The organism is Roseomonas sp. GC11 (genome assembly GCF_024437745.1).
Taxonomy (GTDB): Bacteria; Pseudomonadota; Alphaproteobacteria; order Acetobacterales; family Acetobacteraceae; genus Pseudoroseomonas.
The window spans coordinates 1-515 of sequence record NZ_JANFNY010000212.1; the positions used below are offsets into that span (position 1 = coordinate 1).

Consider the following 515-nt stretch of genomic DNA (forward strand, 5'->3'; position numbering starts at 1 on the left):
GGGGCGAATTACGAGGTGCAGGCGGCCGGCGCGCCGCGGCTGAGCACCGGGGCGGCCGTGGCGATCCCGAGCACGGCAAGCACGGGCTGGTCGGTGCTGGAGATCGAGGCGGGCCAGGAAGCCTGCTGGTTCCATGGCCGCGCGATCGACAGCACGGCGGCGCGCACGCACTCCTATGTGCGCCACCAGCAGATCTCGGATCCCGACGCGCTCTATCGCTGGCGCCTGCGGGTGCGCAACCGCCAGATCATGGCCGGCATCAGCGCCGTGGCCGATAATGGCGCGGGCGCAATCCGCCTCACGCGGTCCTCCCATGGCCTCACGACAGGGGAGGTGGTCACGGTCGAGAATGTGGCCGGGGTGCCGGGGGCGAATGGCGTCTTTGCGGTGACGGTGATCGACACGGCGAATATCGATTTGATCGGCACGAGTTTCGCCGGGGCCTATGTCAACACGGGCTGGGCGACGCTGAGCCGCAATGCGGGGCCGGCGACGAGCACGGTGGTGAAGCTGCA

Annotated in this window: 1 pseudogene; it reads left to right on the forward strand. The window is 69.5% G+C overall.

The annotated features are described in order from the left end of the window. Positions 1-515: pseudogene (locus NON00_RS24675) on the forward strand (hypothetical protein); the annotation flags it as partial.